At 47.2% G+C, this 15,445-nt stretch carries 12 protein-coding genes; 8 read left to right on the top strand and 4 right to left on the bottom strand.

What is annotated here, in order from left to right:
- Positions 1-147: 147 nt before the first annotated feature.
- Complete coding sequence (ilvG, locus tag AK963_RS10595; RefSeq protein WP_066015420.1) at positions 148-1,803, top strand: acetolactate synthase 2 catalytic subunit; 1,656 nt, start codon at positions 148-150, stop codon at positions 1,801-1,803.
- A complete protein-coding gene (ilvM, locus tag AK963_RS31340) occupies positions 1,800-2,060 on the top strand; it encodes an acetolactate synthase 2 small subunit (protein WP_083232576.1) in 261 nt (86 codons plus the stop codon). Before ilvG ends, ilvM begins: the two co-directional genes overlap by 4 nt.
- A 60-nt stretch (positions 2,061-2,120) precedes the next feature.
- Here the strand turns inward: ilvM and AK963_RS10600 are convergent, their stop codons facing one another.
- Both AK963_RS10600 and AK963_RS10605 read right to left on the bottom strand, forming a co-directional pair.
- A complete protein-coding gene (locus AK963_RS10600) occupies positions 2,121-3,329 on the bottom strand; it encodes a hypothetical protein (protein ID WP_066015421.1) in 1,209 nt (402 codons plus the stop codon).
- 75 nt (positions 3,330-3,404) lie between these two features.
- On the bottom strand, positions 3,405-4,364 hold the full coding sequence (locus AK963_RS10605; RefSeq protein WP_066015422.1) for a LysR family transcriptional regulator: 960 nt from the start codon (positions 4,362-4,364) through the stop codon (positions 3,405-3,407).
- Between the two features lie 389 nt (positions 4,365-4,753).
- Here AK963_RS10605 and AK963_RS10610 point away from each other — a divergent pair, with 389 nt between their 5' ends.
- Positions 4,754-5,218: a hypothetical protein gene (locus AK963_RS10610; protein ID WP_066015423.1), complete on the top strand. Its 465-nt coding sequence runs from the start codon at positions 4,754-4,756 to the stop codon at positions 5,216-5,218.
- 317 nt (positions 5,219-5,535) lie between these two features.
- Here AK963_RS10610 and AK963_RS10615 read toward each other — a convergent pair whose 3' ends face one another.
- Positions 5,536-6,885, bottom strand: a complete 1,350-nt coding sequence (locus AK963_RS10615; RefSeq protein WP_066015424.1) for a hypothetical protein — start codon at positions 6,883-6,885, stop codon at positions 5,536-5,538.
- 127 nt (positions 6,886-7,012) lie between these two features.
- Here AK963_RS10615 and AK963_RS10620 point away from each other — a divergent pair, with 127 nt between their 5' ends.
- The 4 genes from AK963_RS10620 to AK963_RS10635 all read left to right on the top strand — a co-directional run bounded on the left by AK963_RS10620 (position 7,013) and on the right by AK963_RS10635 (position 13,571).
- Positions 7,013-8,137: a helix-turn-helix domain-containing protein gene (locus AK963_RS10620; protein WP_066015425.1), complete on the top strand. Its 1,125-nt coding sequence runs from the start codon at positions 7,013-7,015 to the stop codon at positions 8,135-8,137.
- A 617-nt stretch (positions 8,138-8,754) separates the two neighbouring features.
- A complete protein-coding gene (locus AK963_RS10625; protein ID WP_338011548.1) occupies positions 8,755-9,996 on the top strand; it encodes a parallel beta-helix domain-containing protein in 1,242 nt (413 codons plus the stop codon).
- A 3-nt stretch (positions 9,997-9,999) separates the two neighbouring features.
- Positions 10,000-11,187 carry an SO2930 family diheme c-type cytochrome gene (locus AK963_RS10630; RefSeq protein ID WP_066015427.1) on the top strand — a complete coding sequence of 396 codons (1,188 nt, stop codon included), beginning with the start codon at positions 10,000-10,002 and terminating at the stop codon, positions 11,185-11,187.
- Between the two features lie 476 nt (positions 11,188-11,663).
- Complete coding sequence (locus AK963_RS10635; protein ID WP_066015428.1) at positions 11,664-13,571, top strand: DUF1302 domain-containing protein; 1,908 nt, start codon at positions 11,664-11,666, stop codon at positions 13,569-13,571.
- A 129-nt stretch (positions 13,572-13,700) separates the two neighbouring features.
- Here AK963_RS10635 and AK963_RS10640 read toward each other — a convergent pair whose 3' ends face one another.
- Complete coding sequence (locus tag AK963_RS10640) at positions 13,701-13,991, bottom strand: hypothetical protein (protein ID WP_066015429.1); 291 nt, start codon at positions 13,989-13,991, stop codon at positions 13,701-13,703.
- Positions 13,992-14,727: 736 nt separating this feature from the next.
- On the opposite strand from AK963_RS10640, the gene AK963_RS10650 reads away from it, so the two are divergent.
- Positions 14,728-15,445 (top strand): DsbA family protein (locus tag AK963_RS10650; protein WP_066015431.1); only part of this gene is annotated, 718 nt, incomplete at its 3' end.

Here is a 15,445-nt window from a genome sequence, read left to right on the forward strand (position 1 = left end):
CCCCGCACCGAAAGGTCCGGGGGTTTTTTTATATCTGGAGAAGGAGAAAAGTCATGCTCAACCTGGTCGTCTTATCTGTCATTACCCTGCCTGTCATTCTATCTGAAGCGATTACCCTCAGAATCTGGCAGCCGGGGGATAATCGATATGAATGGCGCTGAAGCAATTGTACAAACCCTGGTACACCACGGTGTTGATACCGTTTTTGGTTATCCTGGTGGCACCATTATGCCGGTGTATGACGCTCTTCTTGACTCCCCTATTGAGCACCTTCTCTGCCGCCATGAGCAGGGGGCCGGTTTCTCCGCGATTGGTTATGCTCGCTCAAGCCATCGAACCGGTGTCTGCATTGCAACCTCAGGCCCTGGCGCAACAAACCTGATTACCGCACTGGCGGATGCGATGATGGACTCCGTTCCCATTGTTGCCATTACCGGTCAGGTACCTACCAATGCCATTGGTACCGATGCCTTTCAGGAGATAGATATCCTGGGGCTTTCCATGGCCTGTACCAAGCACAGTTTTCTGGTGACAGAACCAGACATGCTTTGCCAGACCCTTCATCAGGCATTTACTCTGGCTAACTCCGGGCGACCCGGCCCTGTCCTTGTGGATATACCCAAAGATATACAACAGGCTCCCGCCAGCTGGCATCCACCTCTCGACCTGGTTACGAACGGTTTCACCCCTGATAAGGCAGCCTATGAAAACCTTCATAAAGCCCAGGAACTCATGCTGTCTGCATCTCGCCCCATCGCCTATATCGGTGGTGGTGTAAATATGGCTCATGCCACGGATGAATTACGTCATTTTCTGCAAGTAACCGGTCTACCCAGTGTCTGCACGTTAAAAGGGCTTGGTACCGTAAACCCCGATAACGAGGGTTATCTAGGAATGCTGGGGATGCATGGAAACCGTGCCGCTAACACAGCTGTACAAGGTTGTGATTTATTAATTGTGGTGGGTGCTCGTTTCGATGACCGGGTTACAGGAAAACTGGACACATTTGCCCCTGATGCCAAGGTTATTCACATTGACATTGACCCTGCAGAAGTCCACAAACGCAGAGCTGCGAATGTCGTCTTTCATCAGCCCATGCAGTGGGTAATGAAAGAACTGTCGTCTGCTTTACCCGTCAATGAGTGGCTTTGCCACTGTCAGCGACTCAAAGCCGAACATCAATGGCAGTACGACAAACCCGGTGAAGATATTTATGCACCGCATCTGCTCAACCAGTTATCTCGGAAATTGCCTGATAATGCCATTATCAGCTGCGATGTAGGGCAACATCAAATGTGGGTTGCCCAGCATATGGCCTTTCACCACACCCGTAACCATTTGACCAGCGGAGGCCTCGGTACCATGGGCTTTGGCCTACCTGCCGCTATCGGTGCTGCTATAGCACGACCAGGCGACACCGTTACTCTGGTATCTGGTGATGGTTCATTCATGATGAATGTTCAAGAGCTGAACACCATAAGAAGAAGACAGTTGCCAATCAAAATCATTCTGCTGGATAACCAGAAGCTGGGCATGGTACGCCAGTGGCAGGAGCTATTTTATGAAGGCCGTTACAGCGAAACTGATCTTTCTGACAATCCTGACTTTATTACGCTGGCCAATGCCTTTGGCATCGGTGGCAGAACCATAACCCATCGCGATGAAGTGACTTCAGCCCTGGATGAGATGTTGAGTGTGAATGGCCCATGGCTGCTCCACATTCGCATTGATGCCATGGAAAACGTATGGCCCCTGGTTCCACCGGGAGCCTCTAACCATGAAATGTTGGAGAAACGCTCATGAGTTTCCAGTTACATATGCAATGCCATAAACAGCCAGACGTTGTAGAGCGGATACTCAGAGTCATCAGGCACAGGGGGTTTACTCTCAATAGCATGAGCATGGCTCCCTCAAACTGCGGTGAGAAAATTGAGCTATCCATGAGTGTCTCCAGCCTCAGGCCAGCACACCTTCTCACTACTCAGGTTGAAAAACTTCATGATGTGGTTGCCTTGAGATGCCTTGATACCGCATCCAATCATGCTGCCATCAGCTATTAACTCACCTGGCCAGACTGTCATGGTCTGGCCAGATATAAACGATTCTCACAGTACGTCTGTCTAAAGGCTGCTATCAACCATTTCTCCCTGGAACTCTGCTTTTTTTCTCAAAATCAGCTCTTCACGCCTTTCCGGATCAATAAGACCTGAAGTGTCAATCCCTAATGATTCACTCACTAATAAAGACAGGGCCTCAAGATATAACATCGCCGTTAAGTCATAAGCCCCTTTGTATAAATGAAGCGGGCTCTTCTCACCCTGGTTAAAAATACGATTCAGTTTGAACAGCACCCGTTGGGATTCAGATAATTTCAACGCCAGCCTGTCGCCATACTGTTTCAGGTAGTCCCCCATATCATAAAAGCGGACATACTGTTTATCCTGCGAACAGGACTGAACAAATTTATTGATTTCCTCAACAAAGCCATCCCGAAAGCAGGGCGGGTGATTAATCCAGTACTGTATGCGTGGCAGTTTCTCCATTTCACCGGGGGAGTATAAGAGCAGGAAAGTCAGATAATGCCGGACAAATGTCTGACTATCATTTGGAATGATATTAACCAAAGGTTCATAAATATGGACGCAGTTCTCCCTGAGGGCACCGATTTCCTTAAATTGCTGAGGCAGCCCGACAACCAGAAATACAACCCCAAGCTTCTTTCCCATAGCCTCTAATTGATCTATTGAAGATTCCAGGCTGCTCTTGATAGCCACGCTGTTCTCTGAAATATCTCCAGGCCTGTGCTGGAGGTGATAATAAATCTGCCCGAACAGTGCTCTCTTGAAATCTCCGATAAATTTCAAAAGTGAAGATTCATCTCTATCGATAACGGGGTCAAAATCATTGTTTTTGATGTTACTGAATGTGTCCTGATTGTACGATGCCACAAAACGCAACCATACAAACTCGGGAAGAATGACGCCAATTGCACCATTCTGATTCACAGCCTTTCTGGCCTGAATATACTGAAAAAGGTCTCGCTCCAGAAAATGCGTATAGACAGAGTGATGAGCCATTAACTTTGGGACCTCGGTAATTTTGTGAGGCCCAAAGTAGGTGAGTTGGTGAGGGCAATTAATAACGCCAGCATCATTAACCCCCTGTAATGCCCCTTTAAGCGCAGGGTTTGAAATACCATTTTCAACACCAGCGGCATGACTGGCCCCCGAAATGATGATTTCAATAACAGGGTGATCAGCGTTAAGACTTAAAGGAAGAAGCAGTAAAAAAATAGGCAGTCGCTTTTTAAACCATGGAGGAAACCGCATGCTACCTGACCCTCTGCACCATTCAGAAGGCCAAGTATAGGCACGATATCAACAGCCTGACTTATACCACTAAGTTCAGTGAGCCAGCACGCCAGCTTCACCATTGATCAGTGCATTATGCCGGTCCATTTCCTTCAGTTTGAGACGAAAACGATTGATGATGAACTCTCTGAACCAACGATGCGCCCGGTTATGCTCCCAGTATTCCGGCCAAACTACGTAGTATTTAACCTGGGGTGTTTTACCAGGCAGAGTTTTCATCTTCATACTCTGCACATAAGTGTTGGAGCGAGCCGCTTTCTCCATCGTGATCAGAATATGACTGGTGTCCTTTACCAACTGCAAACCGATAGGCAAGTTGGGTATTTTAGCAACAACACGGATATTCTCGCTGAGACTTTCCAGGTAGTCCCTGATGAAATGTGGACTTCCCATCCATGAAGAGTGTCGAATCACTGAGTACTGCTCAAGATCTTCGGTGGTAATCTCCTGATCTACAAGAGGATGATCCTCATGCACCAGAGCACAGATACTATCCTCCATTAATGGTACATAACTGAAACCAGCAGGTGGCTTTCCTACATACCCAAGAACCAGGTCGACCTGGCCAGCCTCCAGCTTTTTATCCAACTGCGGGCTGAACTGTAACAGTTCAAAGTTAAAATGAGGTGCCTGCTTCCAGAACTGGTGAAGGATCTGTGGCAGTATTTGCTCAAGAACAATGTAAGTTCCGGCAATCGTAAAGTTTTTTTCGGTAATCCAGGGGTCAAACTGCTGGTTCTCAAATATGGTACTGGCTTCAGTCACCACACGGTTCACATCATCTTTCAACGCCAGTGCTTTTTCAGAGAGGAAAATTCGATTTCCCTGGCGGACAAGAATCGGATCATTCAAGGCTTCGCGCAGTTGAGCCAGTGTCCGGCTCATAGCCGACTGGGTAACATGCATCTGCTTCGCAGCCAGGGAAACACTTTGAGTATCGAGTAACGCCTTGAGGCCTGGCAAAAGGTTCAGGTTAAGTCTGTACAAGTTCATACTTTTGTAACAAGCGCCTCAAAGGTTGAAAGCACCATCTAAACAAATAAGTCTGACAAATCAGCTCTGTGAGAAACAAAACAGCTGGCCCATAAAGGCTCAAGCCAATCCGATCACGAGACTATAGTCATATCACTTCAACTTCATCAGTATTAATCCCTATACATTCATCGCTAATCAGGTACACTGGAAACAGGAATCAGAGTGAGAGGACATTCTCAATTAGACAGGTGGCCGCCATACCCTGCGTAGCAGGCCGGGCCTGAATGCGCATTTGAAGTACTGGTCTCATGGCTAATTGAGAGAGCACCCTGCCTCTGGTGAATCTGGCCTTGGCGCCTGACAATTTACCTGTCAGGCATCAGCTGAAACAGCTGTCAGGAGGGTCTATGAGCCAAAACAAGTACAAGAGTATTCAAGATCTGGTAGACAACTACATTGCCTCTGGCCTTTCTGCCAGAGAGTATGTGGAAGCCCGTGTGGATGCCGGAGATCTTAGTGCTGCCGAAGCCCTGAAACTGCTGTCGATTCTTCGAGAAGCACAGTCCATTACCTTTAAACTGGCCGAAGTCAGTGATGACGAGTTTTCCGGCCTGCAGATGGTTCTTATTCGCAAGGAAGAGGAAGAGCTTGCTGACGATGCTCCTCCTCTATTCAGTATAGAAATTGACGAAAGCCTGAATAGCAATCGTGATGACGTGATTAACCTGTTACAGAAATTTGCCAAAGAGCTGGCGGTACTTGCCACTCGTGGAGAACTTGAAGAAGCGGAAGCTGTTGATACGATTGATGACAACCCAGAAGACTGGCTTGATCACCCTAACATTCTCCCCGCCACCGAAACCCGGCACTGATGAGGAAATAGACCTCACTTTCTCCTTCTACACTAACCAACTTAATAAAATAAGCCCGGCAAGTTCCGGGCTTATTTTTTGATAAATAAAAGTGAATAACTAATTATTTCTATATAACTCAATCTTTAGTCATCAACAGATTCATTGATCAAACCATTGAATGACCTGTGGATAACTGACTGCATCGCACAATTTGCAAGCCTCACAAAAAATTGATCATTTTTTATACAGCACAATTGTATCTATCAGCTATTTTCTGAAAACAACAGCGTGACACTCAAAGTCACTCATGTGATCTTGAGAAAACGCTTTCCAGATCAATCCAGTTTGGCCTGGTCATTCTGGAATGTTTTGGCAGACAGAATCGCCTCAACATAAGAAGCGCCATTCTCTGAAAACCCACCCAGCAAATCCGTAATAATGTTTATCAATTTGTTATAGCCATCCTCACCAGAAGTCTTTAACACCGTTTCCTGCAACGAAGATTTGGCGCTCAGTTCAGAATATTCAACCACTGGGTCATCAACGTATTGTTCAGGCATGGTCTGTTCCAGCACTTCGTGAATATCATGCGCTTTTTCATAAGCCTGCTGAGAAATTACCGTGACAATATGACCATTCTCGTAGACTCTGGCTGCTTTTTGCCTCGTGAGCGCCTGAATGGTTGGGTGCTGAATGTTGTTCTCTTCATAAGCCTGACTCATGACCAAGCTTTGAAAATCTTCAAGGACGGTGTGCCGGTTCGATGCCAGCTGAATCGCCTGATTCTGCCCTTCTGGAAAACCAATGATGTTCTTTAAACCAACCCACAGGGTTGTCATGGTATTGTTTCCCGGTACCGGCATCACATGGTATGGATTGGAAAAGTCACCCAGATAGTGGAGCCCCCACCCCATAAAACGCCACCCCCAGTAATCATGCCCCTGTGTGAAGGCAAATTCGGAAAGCTGTTTAAATAACTGGATTCGATATTCCGGATAAGTCTGCTTTAAAAAACCACCCAGGGCATAAAGAATTGAAGACTCATGGTAAAAACCCATGTGGAAAGGTGCCTGTGTTCCGTACTCCAGGTTTGGATTACCGAAGGGCTGCTTTCCAAATCCATAAACCTTGCCATAGTCGGTATTACTGTCAGTAAAGAGGCCTATATCCAGTCCATGATCAGGTTCATCCGTGGCTGTTGTAACGATATCAACAGGTGATGCCTTATCCCCTGGTCTCAGCTGTACCAACTGCACAGAAACCAGATGATCAAAATTTTTCAGCGTACTTACTGAACCAGGCTTAATGACTGGAGACAGCCGTTTTTCCCCAGGGAGAAGCTGTAAATACAGAGGCCATTTGGTATTTGGGTTTACACGAATGGCATGGGCAAAGCGGGTTCGGATATCGTCTTTGCTACCCGTTGCTTTGAATGCCAGGTCCTGCGGGCGTGGAGCATAGTGCCATAAATTGTTCTGCATCCATTGCTCCTGCTGATCGAGAAAAACTTCCAGCGCCTTCTCATTGGCCAGCAGAAAGCTTTCCAGACTTTCAACTTTCACCGGAGCAGAGTCCCGAACCTGTGGAAGTGTAGCCAGTAGCTGATGACTAACCAGAGTGTGGTTGGACCAGGAAAATGCCTGGGCAGATATCAGCAAAGAGAGTAGAAAACATAAGGTACGCATAAGGAGGCTCTGTAACATATAGTTTTTATTAAATTTATTATGCGTATACCATAGCGATTATGAAGGGTTGATGACAAATAGTTATCAACGACAAAATAAGAAAAAAGTCGGAAGATCGGGGATCAGGATGCCTGACTACCAAATTGCCGCCACATTTTTCAGCCTCTCGCTGGCGATGATGACACTATTCCAGGTGTTACCAGGGATACGTGACTGCCGCGCGCTGTGCTTTGCTATGTTGCAGGTGAGCCTTATTGGTTACCTTTTACTCCCTATCGCGGAAGCATCCACTGAGAACTTCTGGCTAATCTGGCTCTGTACCGCCTTTCGCAATATGATTCCCACGCTATTCTGGATGGTTTGCCTGCTGCTATTTGACGACAGTTTTCGTTTGAACAGAAAAACACTGGCCATCCCCTTCTTTATTATATTCTCTCCTGCTATTGGCAGGATTGGTGCCCATCTATTCAGCCTCGATACCTCTTATATTTTCAGCTGGTTGATGTTCCATCTGCCACAATGGCTGGAATTTATCCTGATCGCCCATGCACTCATGACCGTTATCCGCAGCATGCGGGATGATCTGGTGGAATCCCGTCGTGAATTAAGGGTCTGGTTATTAGGCAGTGTTGGTTTTTATATCGCTGTTGTCGTGACCATGGAACAGTTCTTCAATGGTGGTCCACCGGCATTTAAGCTGGCTCAACCCGTCCTTTTAGCTCTGTTTCTTTTTGCCTTTTATGGCCGCTTACTGAAATTTCGTTCAGGCCTGTTGTTCGCTGAAGCCGGATTGGTGCAGAGTCCTGCGCCAGAAACAGACTTGAATAATCAGACAGAACAAACTCAGGAACTCACCAATGTGCCAGAGGCTGAACCGAGTAACCTGTGGATTGAAAAGCTGAAAGGGATGATGGAGGATCAGAAGCTATATCGACAGGAAGGCATCACCATCAGTGATCTGGCTGAAGCCATGGATATTCAGGAGTACCGACTGCGACAGTTGATCAATCAGCAGATGGGGTATCGAAACTTCAATGACTTCCTCAATGGTTATCGAATTCAGGAGGCCTGTCGTCGGCTGGTTTCTCAAGAAGACAGCCAGCTACCCGTTTTGACTATTGCACTTGATGTCGGATTTCGATCACTCAGTGCATTCAACCGGGCCTTTAAGGAGAGAACGGAAAAGACACCCAGTCAATACCGAAAAGATTACAATCTCCAACAGGATTCCCTACGTGGCCACTCTGTATAAACGCGCCCACGGCATAAACAAGACTTGAAACACAAAGTCACTAAGACACGAAGGAGTCTATTTTTTTAATTACCATACTTAAAGGTTGTTACACGAAGCAGCCTATAAGCTTTTTTCCCCTTGCTCAAGACCGCCTGTGATAGCCAGAATCCAGTAAGAAACATAGGTTCTGTTGACATAAGCTTCCAAACTCAGTGGTTCGTAAAACCGCATTCCACGAGGCGAGCTGGTGCAGGTGTAGTGGTTCTACATTAAACCAGTTCAACGAAGCTGGAAGGCGGCTTTACGAGCCACCCGAAGGGCTCAAGCCAGAATGATTCTGCCGTTGTTGCAAGAACTTGAAAGACATCGGCATTCCTGCGTCCTTGCGCCTAGTCAGAAGCATTCTGGCTTGAGCTGAGAAAGGAACCTTATGTCAACAGAACCTAGTATAGCCCTTGATATATCAAGGCCTCTATCGAACTTACCAATTCTGAAATTTACTGACTGATTTTAAAATCAGGTGCATTTTTACCATTTCTGGTCAGATTCCCTGCATCCCACTGAGTTAATTTAACCTCGCGTTTTGCTTACTTCTACAACTCTCTATAAGAACAATAAGAATGAGGATGCACCCTTTGAAAATCCGTTCTGTACTGGCAGTCACTGCCACTGCTTTACTGCTGTCGGCCTGTGGTCAGGATGCTCAGGAAGCAGTCCAGACCACTGAAGCCGCCAAAAACTTCCGGAAAGACCTTCAGGCAAAACTGATCAAGGCAAAACCCGGTGATGTCATTGAGTTACCAGAAGGCACCTACAGTATCGACCGCAGCCTCTCTCTGAATGTAGATGGAGTAACCATCCGGGGTGCCGGTATGGATAAAACCATCCTTTCCTTTAAAGGACAGGTTGCCGGGGCAGAAGGCCTGCTGGTGAATGCCAGTGATTTTGTCGTGGAAGATCTGGCCATCGAAGACACCAAAGGCGATGCCCTTAAGGTTAACCAGGGTGAAAACATTGTTATCCGCCGGGTGCGGGTTGAATGGACCAACGGTCCTGATAATGCCAACGGTGCCTACGGCCTTTACCCGGTACAGACCGAGAACACACTGATCGAAGACTCGGTGGCCATTGGCGCATCCGATGCCGGCATCTATGTTGGCCAGTCCAGAAATGTCATCGTTCGCAACAACCGTGCTGAATACAATGTGGCCGGTATTGAAATCGAAAACACCATCGGTGCTGATGTCTATGGCAATGTAGCAACAAACAATACTGGCGGCGTGCTGGTCTTCAATATGCCTTACCTGAAGCAGCCTGGACATACTACCCGTATTTATGAAAATCAGATCTTTGCCAATAACTACGAAAACTTCGGTACCCCTGGCACTGCCGTTGCTGCGGTTCCAGCTGGCTCTGGTGTCCTGATCAACTCAAACGACAATGTTGAAATATTCAACAACGACATCAAAGACAACAAAACTGCCAACGTCATTGTCAGCAGCTACTACACCGCGGGTTACGAGTCGGACTACAAGCTGGCCGAAGACTTCGACCCCTACCCTGAAGGTATCTATGTCTACGGTAACCGGTTCGAAGGCGGTGGTGACAGCCCTGACCGGATCGAACTGAAAGCACTGAAGATCGCTGAGTTTGGCTTCAGTGGCAGTCTTCCTGATGTGCTCTGGGATGGCATCGTCAACCCAGAGAGCAAGACTCCGGCACTGTGTATCGATAACGGGGAAAGTGGCGTTGTAAATGTGGATGCGGGTAATAACTTCAGCAATATCAGTACCGACATTGCTCCGCACCGTTGCTCACTGCCCAAGCTGGCAGCTATTTCTCTGCCCGAATCGCTGATAACAAAAGACGAGGGTTGATTTATGGTTGCTGTTATCAGGGTACCTGCCTTGATCAGGTTGTTCGCAGTATGGCTGACGGCTCTGGTATTAGCAGGTTGTGGTGAAAAACCACAGCCTCTGCTGATGACCTCGGGAGATAACTACCCGGATAATCTCAGCCAGTGGCAGATTTTGTCCATCAATGGCAATTCAATGGAACTGGGGGACACGGTTGTTCCCTATGAATTAAACACACCGTTGTTTACCGATTACGCCAGCAAGTTGAGAACGCTCTGGATTCCCCAGGAGCAGCAGGCCAGCGTTGTGGACGGTGAGATTCAGTATCCCGTGGGAACCATCATCAGTAAAACCTTTTATTACCCGGTTGCCAATGGCGCTACGCTTCAGGCTTCGGAAGGCGAAAAATCACTCTTTTCACCCGAAAAAGGCCTGCCACTGGATAAGGTGCGATTGATTGAAACCCGCCTGCTTGTCCATCAGGAAGATGGTTGGGTTGCCCTACCCTATATTTGGAATGAGCAGCAGACGGATGCGGTACTGGAGTGGGCTGGTGACAGTATGCAGTTAACTGTCACAGGTATTGATGGCTCAACAGAGGAAAAGCCGTTTGCCTACATCATTCCCGATGCCAACCAGTGTGCCGGCTGTCATGCAGAAGACGACAGTCGACAAGCAGTAAAGCCCCTGGGCCCAAAGATTCGTCACCTTAACCGGAACTTTACCTATGCCTACGGAGAAGAAAACCAGCTGACACACCTGATGAAAGCTGGCCTGCTCACGGGTTTGGATGACGTAAAGAACGCATCACAAAATGCCCTATGGCCTAATGGCAGACCTGACGAAACCCTGGCTCATCGAGCACGCAGCTATCTGGATGCCAATTGCAGCCACTGCCATAACCCAAAAGGCGCAGCAAGAACCAGTGGACTGTTCTTAACCATGGATACACCGCTGGATGCCACCCTTGGTTTGTGTAAACGCCCCATTGCCGCAGGTAAAGGGGCAGGCAACCGGCCTGTGGATATCTTGCCGGGCCATGCAGACCAATCCATCCTGACCTATCGAATGGAGACTCTGGAGCCCGGCGAAATGATGCCGGAACTGGGTCGATCACTCAGCCACACCAAAGGTGTAGCACTGGTCAGTGAGTGGATCAATCAGATGGACTCTGACGATAACCCCTGTGCAGGAGGAGGTTACAGTTATTGATTATTTTTAATACCGATAAATGCTCTCGTTTCCACAACCTCGTGGGAACGAGGAATCACTAAAAGAGCACAAAGCTCACTACAACAAGATCTCAAACCTGGTTGTCACATCATGTGTGACAACCAGGCAGCTCATTCTGATATGAAGAAAAACCCTGTAAAACAGGGAAAAAATGATTCAGGAGGAAGTTTAAAAAACAGGGTATAAATTTCTTGCATACCAATATGCACTTTAGTACAAATAGACAGGCCGAAACACAAAACAATAAAAATAATACCAAGGGTATTTTCTAACCATCGTCGTAAAAATTGCGAACTTCGGTTCAAGTTCAGACGAAATAACTGGTCATAGTGGGGACTATTACCAAGGGATCCAAGGCTGTACTGGAACCCGGGTTATCAGCGCAATAGCGCAGTTAGAATATTCAATTGGTAGACAAAATAACTCTAATAATAACGGCAAGGATACAGCCCCTCATGTTGACACCAAAGAAACGACTGCAGCTCGCACCTGCAACCGCTGGCTTTATTTTATCGGGCACACTGCTTCTCTCTGCTTCTGCTCAGGCTTTCGAGTTTGAGGCAATGGATGGTGAAGTCCAGGGAACCCTCAATACCACCATCACCCTGGGTGCAAAGTACGATCTTGAAGGTTACGAAACACCCGAATCTAACGAACAGCTTGAAAACGACGGTGATCGTTCATTCAAAAAAGGCTTTGTCAGCAAAGCTCTAAAAGTAACCTCTGAACTGGATGTTAAAAAAGACAACTACGGTTTCTTCGGTCGAGCCACTGCTTATTACGACCATGTACTGATGAATGGCACCAACCACTGGCAGGAAAATAACGACGCTGATGTTGCCAAGGGTCTCTATGATGAAAGTGGAACCTTCCCAGGCTGGTCCGATGAAGTTAAAGACAACCAGGGCCGTGGGGTTAAGTTGCAAAGCGCGTACGTTTTTGCCGACTGGCAGTTTGATGGTGGCCAGAAGCTCAGCGTGAAACTGGGTGATCAGACCCATAACTGGGGAGAAACCATTTTCTACGGCGGCGGTTTAATGGATCTGAATGCCTATGATATGGCACTGGCAACGGTTCCGGGCTCTGATGGTGACCTGAACCTTGCTCAGGGTATGCTGATGGCAGACCTTCAGTTTAATGATCAGATGACTTTATCCGGCTTTGTTCAATATGACTGGGAAGGCTCTATTATGCCTGGTCGTGGAACCTATGGGTCTGGTGAGGATATCTTTGTTCCTGGGTCGGATTTTGCGCATTATGACCTCCAAACTTTCGCTAACATAGCAACAGGTGGCGATGTAAACGCATTTAAGACTTTGGTGCTTGATGCAGTCAATACAGCTTTGGGTGGAATACCAAATGCTCCTCTCTTTGAGTATGAAGAAGCATACATTCGTGTTGCTGACACGTCAGGTACTGGTAAAGCAGATAATAATGGTCAGTGGGGCCTGAGCTTTACTTACGCCCCAGAATCTATTCCTGATACTGAGTTTGCCCTGTATTATGCGAACTACCATTCAAGTCTTCCCACTATCGACGTACTGATAGACGATGACCCTACACTATTAACAGCAGCAGGAGCAGCAGCAGGAGCAACATCAGACACAATTGGTAATTTGTACCTAATGAACAATGCGACCTATGCAACAACCTCTTATGGTGAAGATATCAAACTGTGGGGAGCAAGCTTTAATACTAAAGTCTTTGGCTATACACAAATAGCCGGAGAGATCACCTACGCCGAGAATATGCCAATTTGGATTGACCATCCTGAAGACTTGTTAGCAAAAGCGCTTACTGCAGGGAATTCAATTTATGGTAGTGGTGAATGGAGTGCTTCTCATGTAGATGGTTCTAGAACAGCCACCGTTGGTGAATGGTACCAAAACCATGAAAGAACCCCTGTATGGGATGCCTCACTATCGGTCATCCAACCATTTGGCGCAGTAGTTGGCACTGACTTAATGTATGTGGTTGGTGAAGCCGCATTCCAACAGGTGTCTGGGCTTGATAACTACGACAGATACGTCGCAAAAGGATCAAGTGACTGGTTTGGTGAAGATGCATCAGAAAATGCTGATGAGCGTCTCGACCGCTTCAGCTGGGGCTACAACGTGATGCTCGGCGCTAACTGGAATGATGTCGCTATGCCCGGCCTTAACCTGGAATCTACCTTCCGCTTTACTCACGACGTTGATGGTAACTCCCATATGACCGGTCGTTTTGAGGAAGGCGAGAAGAAGATCAATATGGGTCTGACCGCCAAGTATGACGATATGATGGCTAAAGTGACCTGGGGTGGCGATGCCGACACTGTTCTGCGTAAAGGCACCATTACCGGAACGGTTGGTTATACCTTCTAAGGTAGACATCACGCCTTGGACATTGTCGGCAACCTCGGTTTGCCGATCTACAAAAAAGAGCCGTTCATTTCATAATGAACGGCTCTTTCTATTGAACCAGTATCACTTCTTTCAAAAGCAATCTATAAATCAGGCATTTGGATCAATAATCACATGCGCGCCTTTTTCAGCCGCCAATTTCCGACAGGCCTTATAGTCACGGTCACTGGTAATATAAAAGGTAGGGGCAACAGTGACCGAAAGATTGGGGGACATATTTCCCTGGGCTGAGGTACGAGATTCACTGGCCAGACGAACGGCAGAAGTACTTCCCATCGAATAACAAACCATGCCCTGTTTCTGAAGATCCTCCACTTGATCAGCAGCCTGGACAGCACCAGCCAATAACATTCCCGCTACAGCAACAGCAATTACTTTCATTGTTTCAGTCCTTTACGTGTGTTTTAAGGAACTGTTGTTATCGGCCTCTTCAGCAATCATTTAGCAGGCTATTGTTCTTTTCTGACAAATGTCAGGGAAGCCAATAACAACGCCTGATGTAAAGTATATTTGGCTTTTTCATTCTCACTGGCTGATACCGATATTCTGTCCTTCCGGGTACTTCAGCGGTCTTGACACTAGGAGGCTGACCGCTCTTCCCTCCAGGAAAACGATACCCGGGCTTTACCCGATTTAATTTGATCCGGAGCAACTTTTTTCCCGGAGTATCAACTATTTACTATTAGCAAAGGAAGTGCTTAGGGCCTGTTGACGTTTTGTTGCGTGCTCAGTGACCCAGAAAAGCGTCATATGCGCAAAAGGCTTGCGCAGCGAGTAGTCGTTCTACATCAAGCAAGCCTGACAAAGCAGAGGGCGCTTTTCTGGGTCACCCTTCGGGTGGATCAGGGCGCGCCTATGATTTTGTTGCGACATTTTGAAAGGCAACTGGCCTTTATGGCCTTTAGGGTATTCCTGCAATGCCGTGCCTCGTCATAGGAGCGCCATGAATCCGCTGAGCTCGCAACAAAACGTCAACAGGCCCTAATAAACAAGCAGAATTAAAACAGTAATACTTACAATATTATTACCTTACCCAATGGAGGCTCCATTTCATTGCAGCCCGCCAAAAAGGTATGATGGTAAAAAACAGCCCTGATAATTACATTGGACGTTAACCATGAAAAAGCTTCTGGCCATTGCCGCTACGGCACTCATCCTTCCGATAAGCAGTCAAGCCGCATCACTTGACCGGGAACAGCAAAAACAGGTCAAAGAACTGGTTCGTGAAGCCCTGCTGGAAAACCCTGAAATTTTCATCGAAGTGGTCAATGAGCTGAAAAAAAAGGAAGAGGTAGCCAGAACACAGGCTCAAAACTCAGTACTCACCAGTAGTATGACTGAGCTTTTTAACAACAGTGATGATCCCTTTGCGGGCTCCTCAAAACCAAAGTTGAGCATTGTCTACTTTGGTGATGTTAACTGCGGATTTTGCAAGCAGCAGGACCCTGTTCTGGAAGCCCTGGTAAAAGATTACCCTGACTTGAAAATTATCTATAAAGACCTCCCTATTCTTGGGCCAAGCTCAAGAGAGGCTGCTGCTCTCTCATTAGCAGCCAGGGCTGAAGGTAATGACGCCTACCTTGCACTGCACAAACAGCTAATTTCACACCCTGCCCGACATGACTCGAACTCCATAGCCAGCAGTGTAAGGAAACAGGGGCTGAATCTGGATGCACTGAAAAACGCTGTGGATAGTGATATTAACAAGCAGTGTCATCACCGATGTAATAAGTCTTCAAAACACCAGTTTAATTTGACCTCCCGATTAACCCTTTTCTGGCCGATTGTTTTCCTGTTGGTATCAAGCAGGGAGCAGCGCCATGACCAATCGAGAG

Source organism: Endozoicomonas atrinae (genome assembly GCF_001647025.1).
Lineage (GTDB): Bacteria > Pseudomonadota > Gammaproteobacteria > Pseudomonadales > Endozoicomonadaceae > Endozoicomonas > Endozoicomonas atrinae.

Coding starts and splice junctions, on each gene's coding strand:
- AK963_RS10615 (WP_066015424.1), bottom strand. CDS start 6,885: ATGCGTACCTTATGTTTTCTACTCTCTTTGCTGATATCTGCCCAGGCA.
- ilvG (WP_066015420.1), top strand. CDS start 148: ATGAATGGCGCTGAAGCAATTGTACAAACCCTGGTACACCACGGTGTT.
- AK963_RS10640 (WP_066015429.1), bottom strand. CDS start 13,991: ATGAAAGTAATTGCTGTTGCTGTAGCGGGAATGTTATTGGCTGGTGCT.
- AK963_RS10630 (WP_066015427.1), top strand. CDS start 10,000: ATGGTTGCTGTTATCAGGGTACCTGCCTTGATCAGGTTGTTCGCAGTA.
- AK963_RS10600 (WP_066015421.1), bottom strand. CDS start 3,329: ATGCGGTTTCCTCCATGGTTTAAAAAGCGACTGCCTATTTTTTTACTG.
- ilvM (WP_083232576.1), top strand. CDS start 1,800: ATGAGTTTCCAGTTACATATGCAATGCCATAAACAGCCAGACGTTGTA.
- AK963_RS10610 (WP_066015423.1), top strand. CDS start 4,754: ATGAGCCAAAACAAGTACAAGAGTATTCAAGATCTGGTAGACAACTAC.
- AK963_RS10635 (WP_066015428.1), top strand. CDS start 11,664: ATGTTGACACCAAAGAAACGACTGCAGCTCGCACCTGCAACCGCTGGC.
- AK963_RS10620 (WP_066015425.1), top strand. CDS start 7,013: ATGCCTGACTACCAAATTGCCGCCACATTTTTCAGCCTCTCGCTGGCG.
- AK963_RS10605 (WP_066015422.1), bottom strand. CDS start 4,364: ATGAACTTGTACAGACTTAACCTGAACCTTTTGCCAGGCCTCAAGGCG.